The sequence below is a fragment of the Mesorhizobium sp. BHbdii genome (genome assembly GCF_053848045.1).
The window spans coordinates 1-489 of record NZ_JBSPKX010000156.1; the positions used below are offsets into that span (position 1 = coordinate 1).

Annotated in this window: 1 protein-coding gene; it reads right to left on the minus strand. The window is 57.9% G+C overall.

Going from position 1 to position 489, the window contains the following annotated elements; genetic code table 11:
• Positions 1-284 (minus strand): hypothetical protein (locus ACWTU8_RS32365; protein WP_455851316.1); only part of this gene is annotated, 284 nt, incomplete at its 3' end.
• Positions 285-489: the final 205 nt, after the last annotated feature.

The window sequence follows — 489 nt, forward strand, 5'->3', positions numbered from 1 at the left end:
TCCTCCACCACGCGGTGGTGGTGGCGCCAGTGGCTCACTAGTTCCGTGCGGCAATGGCGACGGTGATGATAGCGCACCGCATAGCCGCCATTGTCATAGTCGTCATTGTAGACATGGCGGTAGTATCGGTGATGGCGATAATATGGGCTATAATCGCCGTTGTAATAGCTGTCATCATAGCTCGGACCGATGCCGATACCGAGCTGCACGCCGCCGGCGCTAGCCGGCGCGATCGCGAACGCCGAGGCGATGGCGATTATCGAAGCAAGCAGAAGCTTTTTCATTGCACCCTCCTTGAGTTTCGAGGACGCCCCTTCGCGAAAAGAACGGTTTGGGGCGGTGCGGGTTCCCGCAAACCGAGGCGCCCTGGCGTATCGAAGACGGGCAACCGACGCTTTGCAGGTTGGGATCAAGGTTTGCCTGAGAAGAAGGGAACATGTGTTTTGGGGAAATGCCCAGCCGGAATGAGAACTAGCATCCTGACGTCTC